At 36.4% G+C, this 15,376-nt stretch carries 14 protein-coding genes and 2 pseudogenes; 13 read left to right on the top strand and 3 right to left on the bottom strand.

Going from position 1 to position 15,376, the window contains the following annotated elements; translation table 11 throughout:
• Positions 1 to 93 precede the first annotated feature (93 nt).
• The gene (locus tag TE34_RS10200) at positions 94 to 939 is read left to right on the top strand and encodes a transporter substrate-binding domain-containing protein (protein WP_047984718.1); all 846 of its coding nucleotides are present in this window, start codon (positions 94 to 96) and stop codon (positions 937 to 939) included.
• An 11-nt stretch (positions 940 to 950) separates the two neighbouring features.
• Positions 951 to 1,664, top strand: coding sequence for an amino acid ABC transporter permease (locus tag TE34_RS10195; RefSeq protein WP_047984717.1), 714 nt, complete (start codon positions 951 to 953; stop codon positions 1,662 to 1,664).
• A 287-nt stretch (positions 1,665 to 1,951) separates the two neighbouring features.
• Here the strand turns inward: TE34_RS10195 and TE34_RS10190 are convergent, their stop codons facing one another.
• On the bottom strand, positions 1,952 to 3,124 hold the full coding sequence (locus TE34_RS10190) for an MFS transporter (protein ID WP_047984716.1): 1,173 nt from the start codon (positions 3,122 to 3,124) through the stop codon (positions 1,952 to 1,954).
• Positions 3,125 to 3,208: 84 nt separating this feature from the next.
• On the opposite strand from TE34_RS10190, the gene TE34_RS10185 reads away from it, so the two are divergent.
• The 4 genes from TE34_RS10185 (at position 3,209) to TE34_RS10170 (ending at position 8,647) form a co-directional block, all read left to right on the top strand.
• The gene (locus TE34_RS10185; protein ID WP_047984715.1) at positions 3,209 to 4,003 is read left to right on the top strand and encodes a YfkD famly protein; all 795 of its coding nucleotides are present in this window, start codon (positions 3,209 to 3,211) and stop codon (positions 4,001 to 4,003) included.
• 155 nt (positions 4,004 to 4,158) lie between these two features.
• Positions 4,159 to 5,466 (top strand): Na+/H+ antiporter family protein, encoded by a 1,308-nt coding sequence (locus tag TE34_RS10180; RefSeq protein WP_047984714.1) that lies wholly within the window; start codon positions 4,159 to 4,161, stop codon positions 5,464 to 5,466.
• A 57-nt stretch (positions 5,467 to 5,523) separates the two neighbouring features.
• Positions 5,524 to 6,318: a delta-lactam-biosynthetic de-N-acetylase gene (gene pdaA, locus TE34_RS10175; protein WP_047984713.1), complete on the top strand. Its 795-nt coding sequence runs from the start codon at positions 5,524 to 5,526 to the stop codon at positions 6,316 to 6,318.
• A gap of 187 nt (positions 6,319 to 6,505) precedes the next feature.
• The gene (locus TE34_RS10170) at positions 6,506 to 8,647 is read left to right on the top strand and encodes an ATP-dependent Clp protease ATP-binding subunit (protein ID WP_047984712.1); all 2,142 of its coding nucleotides are present in this window, start codon (positions 6,506 to 6,508) and stop codon (positions 8,645 to 8,647) included.
• Positions 8,648 to 8,706: 59 nt separating this feature from the next.
• Here the strand turns inward: TE34_RS10170 and TE34_RS10165 are convergent, their stop codons facing one another.
• Positions 8,707 to 9,045, bottom strand: coding sequence for a hypothetical protein (locus tag TE34_RS10165; protein WP_157037621.1), 339 nt, complete (start codon positions 9,043 to 9,045; stop codon positions 8,707 to 8,709).
• Between the two features lie 502 nt (positions 9,046 to 9,547).
• Between TE34_RS10165 and TE34_RS20735 the strand changes: the two genes are divergently transcribed.
• The 4 genes and pseudogenes from TE34_RS20735 (at position 9,548) to TE34_RS10145 (ending at position 11,677) form a co-directional block, all read left to right on the top strand.
• A complete protein-coding gene (locus TE34_RS20735) occupies positions 9,548 to 9,769 on the top strand; it encodes a GNAT family N-acetyltransferase (RefSeq protein ID WP_269083163.1) in 222 nt (73 codons plus the stop codon).
• Between the two features lie 12 nt (positions 9,770 to 9,781).
• Complete coding sequence (locus TE34_RS10155) at positions 9,782 to 10,246, top strand: NUDIX domain-containing protein (protein WP_047984710.1); 465 nt, start codon at positions 9,782 to 9,784, stop codon at positions 10,244 to 10,246.
• A 16-nt stretch (positions 10,247 to 10,262) separates the two neighbouring features.
• Positions 10,263 to 10,665 (top strand): annotated as a pseudogene (locus tag TE34_RS10150) (HIT family protein).
• Between the two features lie 97 nt (positions 10,666 to 10,762).
• Positions 10,763 to 11,677 (top strand): VOC family protein, encoded by a 915-nt coding sequence (locus tag TE34_RS10145; protein WP_047984709.1) that lies wholly within the window; start codon positions 10,763 to 10,765, stop codon positions 11,675 to 11,677.
• Between the two features lie 64 nt (positions 11,678 to 11,741).
• Here the strand turns inward: TE34_RS10145 and TE34_RS10140 are convergent, their stop codons facing one another.
• Complete coding sequence (locus tag TE34_RS10140; RefSeq protein ID WP_047984708.1) at positions 11,742 to 12,644, bottom strand: LCP family glycopolymer transferase; 903 nt, start codon at positions 12,642 to 12,644, stop codon at positions 11,742 to 11,744.
• 376 nt (positions 12,645 to 13,020) lie between these two features.
• On the opposite strand from TE34_RS10140, the gene TE34_RS10130 reads away from it, so the two are divergent.
• From TE34_RS10130 to TE34_RS10120, 3 genes and pseudogenes are all read left to right on the top strand, one after another.
• On the top strand, positions 13,021 to 13,851 hold the full coding sequence (locus TE34_RS10130) for a DUF817 domain-containing protein (RefSeq protein ID WP_047984796.1): 831 nt from the start codon (positions 13,021 to 13,023) through the stop codon (positions 13,849 to 13,851).
• A gap of 125 nt (positions 13,852 to 13,976) precedes the next feature.
• The gene (locus TE34_RS10125; RefSeq protein WP_047984706.1) at positions 13,977 to 14,855 is read left to right on the top strand and encodes a ComEC/Rec2 family competence protein; all 879 of its coding nucleotides are present in this window, start codon (positions 13,977 to 13,979) and stop codon (positions 14,853 to 14,855) included.
• A 170-nt stretch (positions 14,856 to 15,025) separates the two neighbouring features.
• Positions 15,026 to 15,376, top strand: a pseudogene (locus TE34_RS10120) (IS4 family transposase); the annotation flags it as partial.

The raw sequence follows: 15,376 nt of genomic DNA, 5'->3' as shown, positions 1-15,376 counted from the left end.
GATAAGGTGAAAAAGATTTGAATAATTAAAACTAAACTGTTACAATCAGAAAGGTTCTAAAAATTGTAACAGAATATTTAAGGGGGCTTTAATATGAAGAAATTTTTACTATTAATGTTCACACTTGGTACTCTAACTTTCCTAGCTGCGTGTGGTGGAGAAGATACGGAAGAGGCAGTGGAGGATAAAATTTGGGAAAATATCCAGGAATCTGGTGAAATTGTAGTTGGTACTGCAGGTACGTTATATCCAGCATCCTATTATCCAGAAGGTTCAGATGAATTAACTGGTTATAATGTAGAAGTTTTTCGTGAAATAGCTGACCGATTAGGTGTCGATATTAAATTTGAAACAATGGCTTTTGATGCGATGCTATCTGCACTTCAAAGTGGCCGTGTTGATATTATTCAAGCAGGACCAAGAGATGCTAGTCGTGAGAAATTTGCATTCACAGAGCCTGTTAAATATTCATTCGCTACGATGATCGTTCGTGCTGATGATTTGTCAGGCATTCATACGTTAGAAGATCTAAAAGGCAAAAAAGCCGGTGGAGCTGCAACAACTGTATATAGTGATATTGCTAGAAAATTTGGTGGGGAAGTTATTACTTATGGTAATGTAACCAACGATGCCTACTTAAGAGATGTTCATAATGGGAATACAGATGTTGTTATTAATGATTATTACCTTCAGTCTTTAGCTATTCAAGCATTTCCAGAATTCAATATCACCTTACATCCAGACCTTCGATTCCATCCAACGACAAATAATGTTGTGATGCAAAAAGAAGCAACGGTATTATTAGAAAAGGTAAATAAAATTATTGCTGATATGAAAGAGGATGGAACATTAACCGAGATCTCCGAAGAATTCTTTGGTGGACTAGATGTTTCCAAAGAACCAGAAGAGGAAGTAATTGAAATCGAAGGCATCGAATAAAAGGTGATCCTATGTTTGAAATTGATCACGTTCAATTAGAAAATATTTTTGATCCGGTATTAGCTTGGGAGAGTTTACCTTTCTTGCTAGAAGGGGTTCCGATGACGATTTCCCTTGCCATCATTGGCATGTTGATCGGTCTTATTTTAGGATTCTTCATTTCACTGGCGAGAGGTTCCAACCGTTTTATCCTTCGCTGGCCAGCGAGATTGTACATCTCCTTCATGCGAAGTACACCAATAATTGTCTTTTTATTCTTGATATATTTTGGCCTACCAATAATTGGTATCAAGCTCACAGCCTTTATTGCAGCCTCGATAGCATTCGGTCTCAATAGTGCAGGGTATATTGCTGAGATTTACCGAGCAGCTTTATCGAGTGTTGATAAAGGACAGTGGGAAGCATCGAAAGCATTGAACATTCCGTATTGGAAAGCAATGCGATTAATTATTCTGCCACAAGCCATTCGAATAGCAATTCCGCCATTAGCGAATGTGTTTTTAAGTGTCATGTTAGGGACCTCTCTTGCATCAATTATTACGGTACCAGAGCTGTTTCAAAAATCACAAATTGTGGCAGGACGAACCTTTGATGCGATGACAATGTATATTATGGTTGCATTTATTTACTGGCCAATCGGAATCGCTATCTCATTTTTACAAGAAAAATTAGAAAAGCGATATGGTAAGCATATAGATATTAAGGCTAGTCGGACGATAAATTAATGTGGTTGGGACATAACTCTATCAAGGGTAGTAAATGACGAACAAATACTAGACTAGCCCCGGAAATATACGGAGACTCCTGTGGGAGGATAGGCATCGGTGAGACCCCGCAAGAGCGATAGCTCTGAGGAGGCTCACCAGCCCCCCACGGAAAGCGAAGTATATTTCCGGGGCGAGTTATATGCACTAACAAAAATGTTAGGTTTTACCTTTGAGAGGAGTACTTATGTCCCGACCTCTTTCCTTGTGAATTGAACAGTATAGCTATTCTTTCTAAGATCCCAACCCTACCTACTTACTGCCTCTACCGTGTTTCGCTTCAATAACATCGCTCCAACAATAAATGCTAGAACTACTGCAATCATAATGAAGAAGGATACTCCAGGTAGAAAATCAATAAATAATCCGCCAAAATACGGTCCACCTAAACTCCCAATACTAAAGGCTATGCTACAAAGTAGGTTCCCAGCTGGGAGTAAGTTTGGTGGCAGTAGATCTGTCATGTAAGATATTCCTAGTGAATATAACGAACCAACAAATATTCCTGCTAGAGTAAATAATATAAATAATGCAGCTACGGAAGCCTCTAAGAATGCCGCTCCAATAAAACAGACTAATCCTAACGCCATAATAACTAAAAGAATTCTTCTTCTCCCAATCTTGTCACTTAGAATCCCTAAAGGTAATTGAGATAGTAGACTACCACCCGCAAAACAAGGAATAATTAGTGAAAGCATATCAACATCATGCCCAATACGAAGACCATAAATGGGAAATGTTGCATGGAGGGTAGCCTCCAAGAATCCATATGCAAATGGTGGTAATAAGGCAATCCAAGCAATTTTCGTTGTTTGGATAAATCGCTTCAGTGAACTTTCTTTAGAAGTCTCAACACTTGAAACATCTGTATCGGGAAATTTGTTTCTAACGAATAACATTAGTGACCAAACTAACGTACTTAATAGGGCGGACGCTATAAAAGGTAGTGCTTCATTAACTTCTAATAACCTTGTAAACAGTGGTCCAATTGCAAAACCTAAACCAAACGACATCCCGTAAAGTGAAATACTTCTACCACGCGTACTTTTATCTGCTGTTGTAGTAATCCAAGTCTGCGTTCCGAAATGTAGCATGTTATCACCAATACCAATAACTACCCGCAGGATAAACCAAAACCATAGTGCTTCCCATAGTGGAAATAATAGTAAAGAAATGATAACTAATAAACCACCAATTAGGATGATTGGTTTGAAACCGTACTTTTGCATCGGTTTTTCCATAAAGGGAGAAGCTAGTAAAACTCCGATATATAAACCTGTAGCATGCAATCCATTAACGGAAGATGATACACCACCTTGCTCCAAGATGATTGCTAGGAGTGGCATCAGCATTCCTTGTGAGAGTCCAGAAATCATCACAAGTAATATTAAAATCCAAAATCGAAACCGATTAAAAATCATTTTTGTTCCCCCTAAAGATGATGAATATGTATAAAAAGAATACTGCTCGAAAAAACTAAGGCAAAATAAGAGAGGAAGGCGCACATGAAAAATAAATATATCATAGCATTAATTACTTTTCTACTTGCAATTCAAACTTCTTTTATTGTCGCAGCAGATGAAAAAGAAGGCAAAAAGAATGAATTTAACATCCCTAGTCATGTATTAGATATTTCAAAGGAGAATACGTTTCCTAATTCCAATGAGGATGAGGAAGTTATTGAACCAAGTGAACTCACGCAAGAATTAATGGAAAGTACAGATGTTAAAATCTCTAATCCAAATTTAATTAAGATGCTTAATGAGTCAACTATTAAACCATCTCCCATTGGATTTGGATATCGTGGGATGGTCTTTTTAGGACGTTGGCCACTCAACTACGAATCGGACGATACGAATATTAACTGGGAATATCAAAAGATAAACGTAAATGAGTTAAATAATATTGGTGGTAAGGATAGCCAGAAATTAAATTACAATCAACAAGCTCAAAAAGAAATTAAGGGCGCGCTAACGAATAAAATCGCCAATCCGGACGACGTGAAACAAATGATCATCATGACGGCTAAGCAAAATACTAAATTACCACTTTCTTATTCCACAACTATAGGAGCTGGCACGAAAAAAGAAAATTCTTATGGTGTTCCATCACAAAAATATGGCTACTTACACACGTTTGCACCTGCGGTTAATGAAAAAGGGAAGGTAACATTCGGAGAAGTTTATATCGAATTAAAAGGAACAAAGAAGTCCATTGTCATTAAGAATGTTACAAAGCAAGGTATAGGAGCATGGATTCCAATCCAAGATCATGTCTCATTTTCTTTTGAATTAAAATAATCCTATAAAATGGCTCTGTAACCTACGTAGGTTTCAGAGCTTTTTTATATGAATAACAATTAGATAAAAAGTTAATAATATTAGGTTGACTTTGTCACTCTATTACTTTATCATAGTAAAGTATTAAAGCGTAATTACTTCAAGGGGGAAGAGAAATGGAATGGGTTGTAGTTGTTTCCGTATTGATTATGACTATTTTGAGCTTGTTACGAGTAAACGTAATAATTTCAATTATTATAGCAGCAGTTTCCGCAGGTTTATTGGCGGGGTTAAATGTAATAGAGGCTGTCGAAATGCTTGTGAGCGGAATGGGCGGTCAAGCTAACACCGCATTAAGTTATGTGTTGCTTGGTGCTTTTGCAGTTGCAATTAGTTATACAGGTATTACAACTATATTAGTTAACTTCTTAATTCGTATACTTACAGGGAAGAAAACCATGCTTTTACTTGTAATTGCTGGTGTTGCTTCTCTTTCACAAAACGTTGTTCCAGTTCATATTGCATTTATACCTATTTTAATACCACCGTTGTTAAAGTTATTTGATAAAATGCGTGTCGATCGTCGTGGAGTTGCAGTTGCCTTAACGTTTGGATTGAAGGCACCATATGTGATGATTCCTGCTGGGTTTGGTTTGATTTTTCATGGGATTATTTATGATGGAATGGTACAAAATGGTGCGGAAATCGCGAAAAATGATATTTGGTTGGCAATGTTATTTCCTGGAATTGGAATGGTAGTTGGTTTGCTTATTGCAATCTTTATTACTTACCGAAAAGATAAAGAACCACGACCGCATGTGGAAGAGAATTCTAACTTTGTTAAACCTGTAACGGAAGAAGTTATATTTAACTTGAAGCATGGGCTAACGATTGTTGCTATACTTGGTGCGCTAGTAGTTCAGATTGTTACTGGAAATTTAGTATTAGGTGCACTTACAGGACTTATTCTTATGGTATTATTCTTTGTTGTTCCTTTTTCTAAAAGTGACAAGATTATTGTTGATGGTGTAAGTATGATGAGTTCTATTGCATTTGTTATGTTAGTAGCTTCTGGATTTGGTACTATTTTAAAAGAAACCGGTTCAGTCGACGCACTAGTTGAAGCATCTTCTGGATTTTTAGGAGATAATAAAGCATTTATTGCCTTTGTTTTATTATTAGTAGGTTTAGTAATTACGATAGGTATTGGATCTTCATTTGGTACGATTCCAATTATTGCAGCATTGTTTGTTCCAATTTGTATCTCAGCAGGCTTTTCACCACTTGCAACGGCAGCGCTTATTGGGACAGCTGGTGCATTAGGAGATGCTGGGTCACCTGCCTCAGATAGTACACTAGGACCAACTTCTGGTCTTAACGCGGATGGTAAGCACAATCATATTTGGGATACATGTGTTCCGACATTCGTTCACTTTAATATACCGTTGTTCATCTTTGGCTGGGCAGCATCACTTTTCTTGTAAGATAGAATAAAAATAGTTGATTAAGCAAAAGGTAAGAAAAAAAATAGGTGGGGTTCTATGCAAAAAGTTTGTTTCATGTTAGCAACTACCTTCATATTTTTTCTTGCCTTTTTTCATATACAAGTGGAAGAGGCAGGGGCATATGGTTGGGGATATAAGAAAAACAAAAATCATGAGGCACCAGATATTGGGAATTATCAAGATATCCTAAAAGAATATGGTGCTTATTATGTGGATGATTCAGGTGATAAAACCGTATACTTAACATTTGATAATGGATATGAGCAGGGCTACACGGATGAAATTTTGGATGTGTTGAAAAAAGAAAAGGTACCTGCTACTTTTTTTGTTACAGGACATTATGTAAATAGTGCTTCCGAATTAATCAAGCGAATGGTGGATGAAGGTCATACAATTGGAAACCATTCTTATCATCATCCCGACTTTACCATTTTGACGAAAGATGTCATGAAGCGTGAATTAGAAACTTTGAAAGAAGCGGTTTCTAGAGTCTCCAACCAGAGTGACATCAAATATGTTCGCCCACCGAAAGGGATGTTTAATCAGCAAACTTTGGAATGGGCTTATGATTTAGGATATATTCATGTATTCTGGTCACTTGCAATTATTGATTGGAATACAGATGCGCAAAAGGGCTGGCAATATGCCTATGATGAAGTAATGGAACAAATCCATCCAGGTGCCATTATCCTACTTCACGCCGTATCAGAGGATAATGCAAAAGCATTAGAGAAGATTATCCAAGATCTAAAAAAAGAAGGTTATACGTTTAAAAGTCTAGATGACTTTGTCCTTCAAGATAAACTAACAAAGCCAATCTACGGCTACTAAAAACATCTCAAAGAGGGGTCTGACCCCTTTTTGAGATGTTTTTTCTATGGTGAAGAATCCTGAAAAAAATTTAAACAAAATACTTGAAAGTCAAAAAAGGTCAGAGTATAATGAAGACACAAGGTCAAAGATAGTCAAAGTCAAAATTTGATCTTATGGATACTTAAATTTATAGGAGGAATGGAAAATGAAATGTCAAAAATGTGGTGTAAATGAAGCGAACATTAATATGGCGATGCAAATGAATCATGAAAAGATGCAGATGCACCTTTGCAATTCATGTTTCCGTGAAATCCAAGATAACATGATGAATGCAAATGGACTTTTCTCTAATCCGTTCTTTGGTGGGGAAAATGATGCATATGCTGCTAACTTCCAGAGTAATGGATCCGCAAATTCACATACAACAACGAAAACAAAACAAAGAAAAACGAAACGAAATGGTTTACTTGATCAATTAGGAAGAAATCTAACAGATGCTGCGCGTGCTGGTGAAATCGATCCAGTTATTGGTCGTGATCAAGAAGTAAAACGAGTAATTGAAACATTAAATAGAAGAACAAAAAATAATCCGGTGCTAATAGGTGAGCCAGGAGTAGGTAAAACAGCTATTGCAGAAGGCCTTGCCCTTAAAATCACGGAAGGACAAGTTCCTGCAAAATTAATGAATAAAGAAGTGTATCTACTGGACGTTGCTTCACTTGTAGCTAACACTGGTGTACGCGGTCAATTTGAAGAACGTATGAAACAATTAATTAAGGAACTGCAAGAACGTAAAGATGCGATTCTTTTCGTTGATGAAGTACACTTATTAGTTGGTGCTGGTACTGCAGAAGGTTCACAAATGGATGCAGGAAATATCCTAAAGCCAGCACTCGCACGTGGTGAGCTACAAATTATTGGAGCTACAACGTTAAAAGAGTACCGTCAAATTGAAAAGGATGCAGCTCTAGAACGACGTTTCCAACCGATCATTGTGAAAGAGCCTTCAGTAGAGGAAGCAGTTCTTATCCTTAAAGGTATTAAAGATCGTTATGAGAATTTTCATGAAGTACGGTATTCGGATGAGGCAATTCAAGCATTTGTTACTTTATCAGATAGATATATCCAAGATCGTTTCTTACCAGATAAAGCAATTGATTTGATGGATGAAGTTGGTTCTCGCTTAAATCTAGCTAATTCTCAAAACGACTCTAGTTCTATTCAACAACGTATGGATGAAATCGTGAAGGAGAAAGAAGCGGCTGCTGAGCAGGAAGATTACGAGCGTGCAGCGAATCTTCGCTACCAAGAAATTCAATTACAAAAGCAATTGGAGAAAGCAAAAGGTGAAGAGCAAGTAATCGATGTGGACGTTTCTGATATTCAATTAATTGTAGAAGAAAAAACAGGTATTCCTGTAACGAAACTACAAGCTGATGAACAAGCGAAAATGAAAAATATCGGTGATAATCTTCGCGCGAAAGTAATTGGTCAGGATGAAGCGGTAGATAAAGTTGCAAAGGCAATCCGTCGAAGCCGTGCTGGATTGAAATCGAAGTACCGTCCAATTGGATCTTTCTTATTCGTAGGTCCAACTGGTGTAGGTAAGACCGAGCTTACGAAAGCTCTTGCAGAAGAATTATTTGGTACTCGTGATGCCATGATCCGACTAGATATGAGTGAATATATGGAGAAGCATTCAGTGTCTAAAATAATTGGTGCCCCTCCAGGTTATATCGGTCATGATGAAGCTGGTCAGTTAACAGAGCGTGTGCGACGCAATCCATATTCGATCATTCTTCTAGATGAAATTGAAAAAGCACATCCAGATGTACAAAACATGTTCCTACAAATTATGGAAGATGGTCATCTAACAGACTCTCAAGGTAGAAAAGTAAGCTTTAAGGATACGGTTATTATCATGACAAGTAATGCTGGAACTGGCACGAAATCAATTACAGTTGGTTTCAACAAAGATAAACATGAGTCCGTATCCACATTAGAAAACTTAAGTGCATACTTTAAACCTGAGTTCCTAAACCGCTTTGATGCAATCATTAATTTCAACGAACTAACAGAAGACAACTTAATGCGTATTATTGATCTAATGTTAGGAGATTTAACAGAGGCTATTAAGGAAAACAATATGGAGATTACCATTACAAATGATGCAAAAAAAGCCCTAGTTAAGCTAGGCTACGATCCGAAATTTGGCGCACGTCCATTACGCCGTGTCATCCAAGATAAGATTGAGGATCCATTAACTGACCTTCTTTTAGAAGAAGAAAATGTGGAAAAAGTTCATGTTTCTGTTAAAAATGGTGAAGTTGTTGTAAATAAAGCATAGATATAGACAAGGAAAACGCATTGGATGATTCCAATGCGTTTTCACCTATTTCGGATGATTTATTTTTTAAGATAAGAATTTTCAAGGAAGTCTATATGGATATCTTCCAATCCGCTCATCTTAAAAGCTGTTTCATATCTACTTTGGATTGCCGCTACAAGTTCCTCATATTGCTGTTTCTCAATGGATTTCTGCCAAGCAAACTGAAAGGAGAATATATCATCTTCCCTCTTTTCTTTTGGATGAAAAGCCATACCTTCTCCTGTAACCTGCGCATTTGCATGTGCTGCTAAATTGAGCATAAGCACTTCTAAAATTTTTTGTTCCCGTTCATTAAAATCATGTCCCTGCTTAGAGACCTTAATATCTACCATTGCAATGTTAATAGTTATTCCCACCTTTAATCTATAGTTTACATACCCCAACAGAATAAAGTTTTGTACTCATAATAAACTCCTCCTTACTATCCGATAGTAATTAATTCGACAATAAAGAGGATTATCCTTCTTCTTTTGATCTGTATTGGAAAATAATTCAAATATATCTGAAATCTATGCTAGAATTGTAGTAAATCGATAGCATTATTTATGTCTGACGAGGCTATTTCTAATCAAAGTTTGTTTTATTTATTCTACAATGAAAAGTAGGGAATTACATCGGGCTTACAATTATTAGGTCTAAAGTAATTGAAGCAGATAATCTGCTACAAATACAAAAGGAATCATTTGCTGATGATTTAGTAAAGTATCAAGACCATGATACAACTCCAGTAAATGAATCTATTGAAAGACTGGAATATAAAATAAAAAATTTTAAGCATTTTACTGTTAGGTTAGATGATGAAGTTATTGGAGGTGTTGATGTACGGGATTTAGGAGAGGGCAGATATCGTAAAAATGAATATTCCTAGCCAAGAAACAACAGAATAAAGGATTAGGCTCACAAATTATGCAATTAATCGAAAGAGAGTTTCCAAAAGCAACTGAATGGAGCCTCGATACACCACATCTAAACACAAGAAACCATCACTTCTATGAAAAGCTCGGGTATGAAAAGGTTGGAGAACATCGGATAACAGAGCAACTAGTTTTGATAGATTATGTAAAATTAAAGAATGAATAGTGGAGAATACATATGAATATAAGAACTTCGGCAAAAGCAATCATTATAAATGACGGTAAACTATTAACTATAAAGCTAAATGATAACGGTGATTACTTTTATATTTTACCTGGTGGAGGTCAGCATCACGGTGAAAATCTTTATGAGACTTTAAAACGGGAATGTCTTGAAGAGATAGGGGGACATGTTGAAATAGGTGAGCTGGTTTTTGTGCGCGAATACATTGGCAAAAATCATGAGTTTGCTAAGTATCATTCACATGCGCACCAAAATGAGTTTATGTTCCGATGTGAATTAGTACAACCATTGAAAAAAGGGATTAAAGGAAGCAATCCGGACAAAGGGCAAATAGGCGTGGAATGGTTACCAATTGAACAATTGCAATCCTATAATTTTTACCCTAAAGCTTTAAGAGAAAACATAATAAAATACCATTCTGGTGAGCGAATGCCTACCTATGTTGGAGATATTAATTAATCTGGGGGGAATAGAAATGGCTTATGATAAAAACTGTCCATTTTGTAATCCGTATGAAGATAAAGATCAACATATTATTTTAGAAAATGAAACATGCTACTATTTGCAGCATGACAAGGAACAGGATGTACTAGAAGGAAGCGGACTAATTGTCCCAAAAGCGCATCATATCAATGCATTTGAATTAACGAAGCAAGAATGGAACGATACATATGATTTAATGCAAAAGGCTAAAACATATTTAGATGAAAAACATTCGCCTGATGGATACACTTTAGGCTGGAATGTAGGAGATGCTTCTAATCAACATATCTTACACAGCCATTTTCATGTCATCCCTAGATATAATGACGAACCGTATGCAGTGAAAAGGCATTCGTTATTGGCTAAAGCAACCTGAGAATAAGAGGATAAAGTAAAAAAATTGATTTGTAAGGGTGCATATCATATGATTTGGTAATAATGCTGAATGATGTGATCGCTGATTCTATTATGTGAAATAAAGGAGGAATAGTTATGGCAATAGTGAACCAAGTAATTGTCCCACACCTATGGTATGACAAGGAAGCAAAAGAAGCAGCGGAGCTTTATACTTCTATATTCCCGGATTCAAAAGTTACAAATGTAACTACTATCCATGACACACCATCAGGTGATGTGGAGCAAGTTTCTTTTGAGCTTTGTGGACAAGAATTTATGGCAATAGGTGCAGGTCCGTATTTTAAGTTAAATCCGTCTGTTTCCTTCACGGTGAAATTTAACGCAGCACGAGATAAAAGAGCGAGTGAAAGAATCAATGATGTTTGGAACAAATTATCTGATGGAGGCGCAGCATTAATGCCACTAGATACGTATCCATTTAGTGAAAAATTTGGTTGGATTCAGGATAAGTTTGGATTAAGTTGGCAGTTAATGTTGATCAATTCAGAAAGTGATGATCGGCCGATGATTACGCCATCCCTTTTGTTCGTTAATGACCAATGCGGTAATGCGGAGGAGGCAATGAATTTTTATTTATCCGTTTTTAGGAATGCCAAACCTGGAAGTATTGCTCGTTATCCTGAGGGAATGGAACCAGACAAAGAAGGCACTATCATGTTTTCTGATTTCTGCTTAGAAGATATGTGGTTTACTGCCATGGATAGTGCACATCAGCATGATTTTAGTTTTAATGAGGCTGTTTCTTTCATGATTAAGTGTGATACACAAGAAGAAATCGATTACTTATGGGAAACGCTCTCCGACAACCCGAAATCAGAGCAATGTGGCTGGTTAAAAGACAAGTATGGTATTTCTTGGCAGATTGTACCAGCTATATTGGACGACATGATGACGAACGGCACACAAGAGCAAATCGCACGTGTAAATAAAGCGATCCTCCCTATGAAAAAACTAACTATTACCGAATTAAAAAAAGCATATGATGGCTAGGAGGGACAGTCCCTCACCGTAGTAAAGTGCTAAAGCTTTACTATAGCGAGGGACTGTCCCTCTATTATTTTTTATGTATCTTTTCAATTTCTTCGTCTGGAATAATTAAGTAACTTATACCATCAATCTCTTTTCTGCTTCCGGCCAATGTGTGGTTAGTTACGTTTTTCCCAACCCCGTTATAGTTCAATAGCAACTCCTTTATAATATGAAAGTCCATATTAGTTACCATATTTTGCTCAAGAAATTGCGAAATTGCATCGATTTTATTGAGGGTAACCATGGTAGTTCCTTTTTGAATGACGGCATCGATTACCTGGCTTTGTCTATCCGTTTGTCCGTCGTCACCTTCGAGTAAATCCTCTGGTAATTGAACATATCGCAATGCTTGTGAACCACTTAAATGGAGCTCCCCAGGTTGAAGTTGATAGTCCTCCAATTCAAGGTTCAATTCATTCATTACTGTTATTCCTCCTAGTGCATCAATAAGCGTATTCACGCCGTCCAAATTCAATTGCACATAGAAATCTAGCTCGGTATTTAACAGGTTTTCTATCGATTCAATTGCCATATCCGGCCCGCCAAAAGCAAAGGCGTGATTAATTTTATCCTCAAATCCTGTTTCCTCAATCGACGCGCGTGTATCCTTTGGAATATTGATAATCTCCATCGTTTCATTCTTTGGATCAAGAGATAGAACCATAAAAGATTCCGCTCTTCCATGTTCACCTACTCCTAAGTTCGCTCCAAGTAGTAATACATGTAGTCTCTCCATCTTAGCAAGTTTTTCTTCTGAACGGACTTGATCGATAGAAGGTAATGGTTGATACATTTGACTATTTATCGTTTCTTGAATTTCTTGATAAAGACTATGTACATATCCAACAGCACCTATGACCAGTAGTAAAATAACTATAAAACTAAATTTTAACCACGAAAACTTGCTAACCTGTTTTTTCTCTAACATACCCCCACCCCATTTACAAAATGATCTATATTGAGTTCATTATAGCATCATATAGTATGGTTTGATTATAATTTTTAATATTTTCAAACTATTAGGCGGAGGAGTGGTCTGACTTTTAAAGCAGTAATTAATCTATATCTGTATTCAATTGCCAAGGATGCTATAACTATGCCTGAAAGGTATTCCTTTATCGATAATGACTTAAAACTAATCGATAATTTTTTATTGTTAATCGATAAAACGTATGGTATTGTTAATTTAATAATAATAATAATAATCCGAGGTGTTTTTATGAAACGAAAATCAAACCTCTTTTTAAAAATAGCTCTTTTTATAATTGGAAACCTAGTTCTTATATGTTTGGAGTATAAAAATGATGAAGCAAGCAGTTAAAATTAATGATGTAGGATTCGATAGAAAAAGGACATTTAGACCATTAAATCAACTCTTCCGTTTCGGATGGGAACAAGCACTGTCATGCATCTTTCCAGTTGTTATCTTTGGTTCGCTAGCCATCACTCAAATCATTCCACTGCCATTTCTATCACGATATGACTGGTTACTAATTATTTTTCTATTGATGCAGGGCTGGATGGTTCGGTCTGGACTAGAAACTCGTGATGAATTAAAAGTAATAACTTTATTTCACCTAATAGGTTTAGCACTAGAGATATTCAAGGTGAATATGGGCTCTTGGTCTTATCCAGAAGAAGGCTATTCTAAAATCTTTGGAGTGCCTTTATATAGTGGGTTTATGTATGCCAGTGTTGCAAGTTATCTTTGTCAGGCGTGGCGGAGACTAAGAGTCGAATTAATTCGTTGGCCATCATTTTGGGTAGTGGTGCCACTTGCAGCAGCAATATATTTGAATTTTTTCACCCATCATTTTTGGGTAGACATTCGTTGGTGGCTTTCAGTCCTTGTCATCATTGTCTTTTGGAAGTCATGGGTCGCATATGAATTGAATGCAACGCGATATCGTATGCCACTTGCACTAGCTTTTGTTCTTATAGGATTTTTTATTTGGATAGCAGAAAATATTGCAACGTATTTTGGAGCATGGGAATACCCAAACCAAACGGAGGCATGGAGTCTAGTTCATTTAGGAAAGGTGAGTTCCTGGCTTTTACTTGTGATTGTTAGCTTTCTAATCGTAGCGACGTTGAAATTGGTTAAGGGTAAAGTTTCAGAGAGAAAGGGAATATAGTGCAGGATCATCGTAGGGTGGTCCTTTTTTTGTTTACTATTTAGGATTGGACAAAATTCAATAAATATTTCCATCCTAAACGTGAAAAGATAATAAAGAACTCTTTTATAAAGGATGTAATATTCATGCTGCAAATCAAACGAATTTTTACCAGTATGCTTTTGTTTTTCCTTGTTTTTGCGGCGATAGACAGTGCACTGGCCTATGAAGAAATTGCGCCGAAAATGGACGTGCATTTTATCAATGTTGGTCAAGGCGATAGTATTTTTATTAAAACCCCAGGTCAGAAAAATATATTAATTGATGCAGGTCCCCCTAAGGCTGGGAAAAAGGTAGTGAAGTATCTGAAAGGGTTAGGTGTTAAAGAACTCGATTTAATTATTGCAACACATCCAGACCGGGATCACATAGGTGGTTTACCTGCTGTGATGAAGGAATTCAAGGTAAAGGAAATATTAGATTCAGGAAAGCTTCATATTACTCGAGCTTATGCAAATTACATGAACGAAATAAGGAAACAAGATATTCCGCTAACTGTCGCAAAAGCTGGAAAAGAAGTATCAATCGATACACTACTAGACATGAGAATTTTAAATGCATATGGAAAGCGTAAAAATAATAATCAGTCCTCCATAGCTTTTAAGCTTAGCTATAATGATGTGGACTTTTTATTTTTGGGAGATATAGAAGATAAACAAGAGAATAAAATTGCCAAAACGTATGATGTACGAGCAGAGATTATTAAAATTGCACATCACGGTTCTAAGTCGAGTAGCTCGGAAAAGTTTTTAGAACAAGTAGATCCAGAAGTTGCGGTTATAACATATAGTAAATATAATGACTATGGACATCCGGTAAATCGAGTCATTAACAAACTATTTGAATTAGAAACCGATATATACTCCACAGCTGTTTATGGAGATTTAGTAATCCACACAGAAGGAGAACACTATGTCATCCTTCCCCAAAGATCACCAATACAAGGCATATTAGAAAGTAGTTAGAGGGACAGTCCCAATGTCATCAAGCTAAGATGACAAAATATGTAAATGAATTAAAAAAGACAAAAAATAACCAAAATATGCCAAAAAGCACTTGACTTTTTAAAATCACCACAATAATCGATTTGAATACCGATTTTTTAGGTATATCAACGATGAAGTGGTGATTTTTTATGGGGAAAAGTATGTTTTTAGAGGCTATTGAGGTAACTCGGAACGTCATTCATGACTATATTTTTAAGTGTGAATCACGATCCAAACCAACCTATTTTACCCGTGAAGGGCAAAACAAGTTGAGTTTTACAAGCACATTGTTATTTATGCTTAATTTTGTAAAGAAGAGCATTCAGATTGAACTGGATGACTTCTTTAAAATTCTTAATAAAAAGGAGGTAACAGTAAGTAAACAGGCCTTTTGTGAGGCGAGGAAGAAGGTTAAACCAGAGGCTTTTATATTTTTATTAGATACTATTGTGGACTGGTACTACAAAAGAAATTCCTACAATACCTTCATGGGGTTTCGG

The sequence above is a fragment of the Ornithinibacillus californiensis genome, from assembly GCF_001038485.1.
GTDB lineage: Bacteria > Bacillota > Bacilli > Bacillales > Amphibacillaceae > Ornithinibacillus > Ornithinibacillus californiensis.
This window is presented reverse-complemented; position numbering and strand designations above follow the sequence as displayed.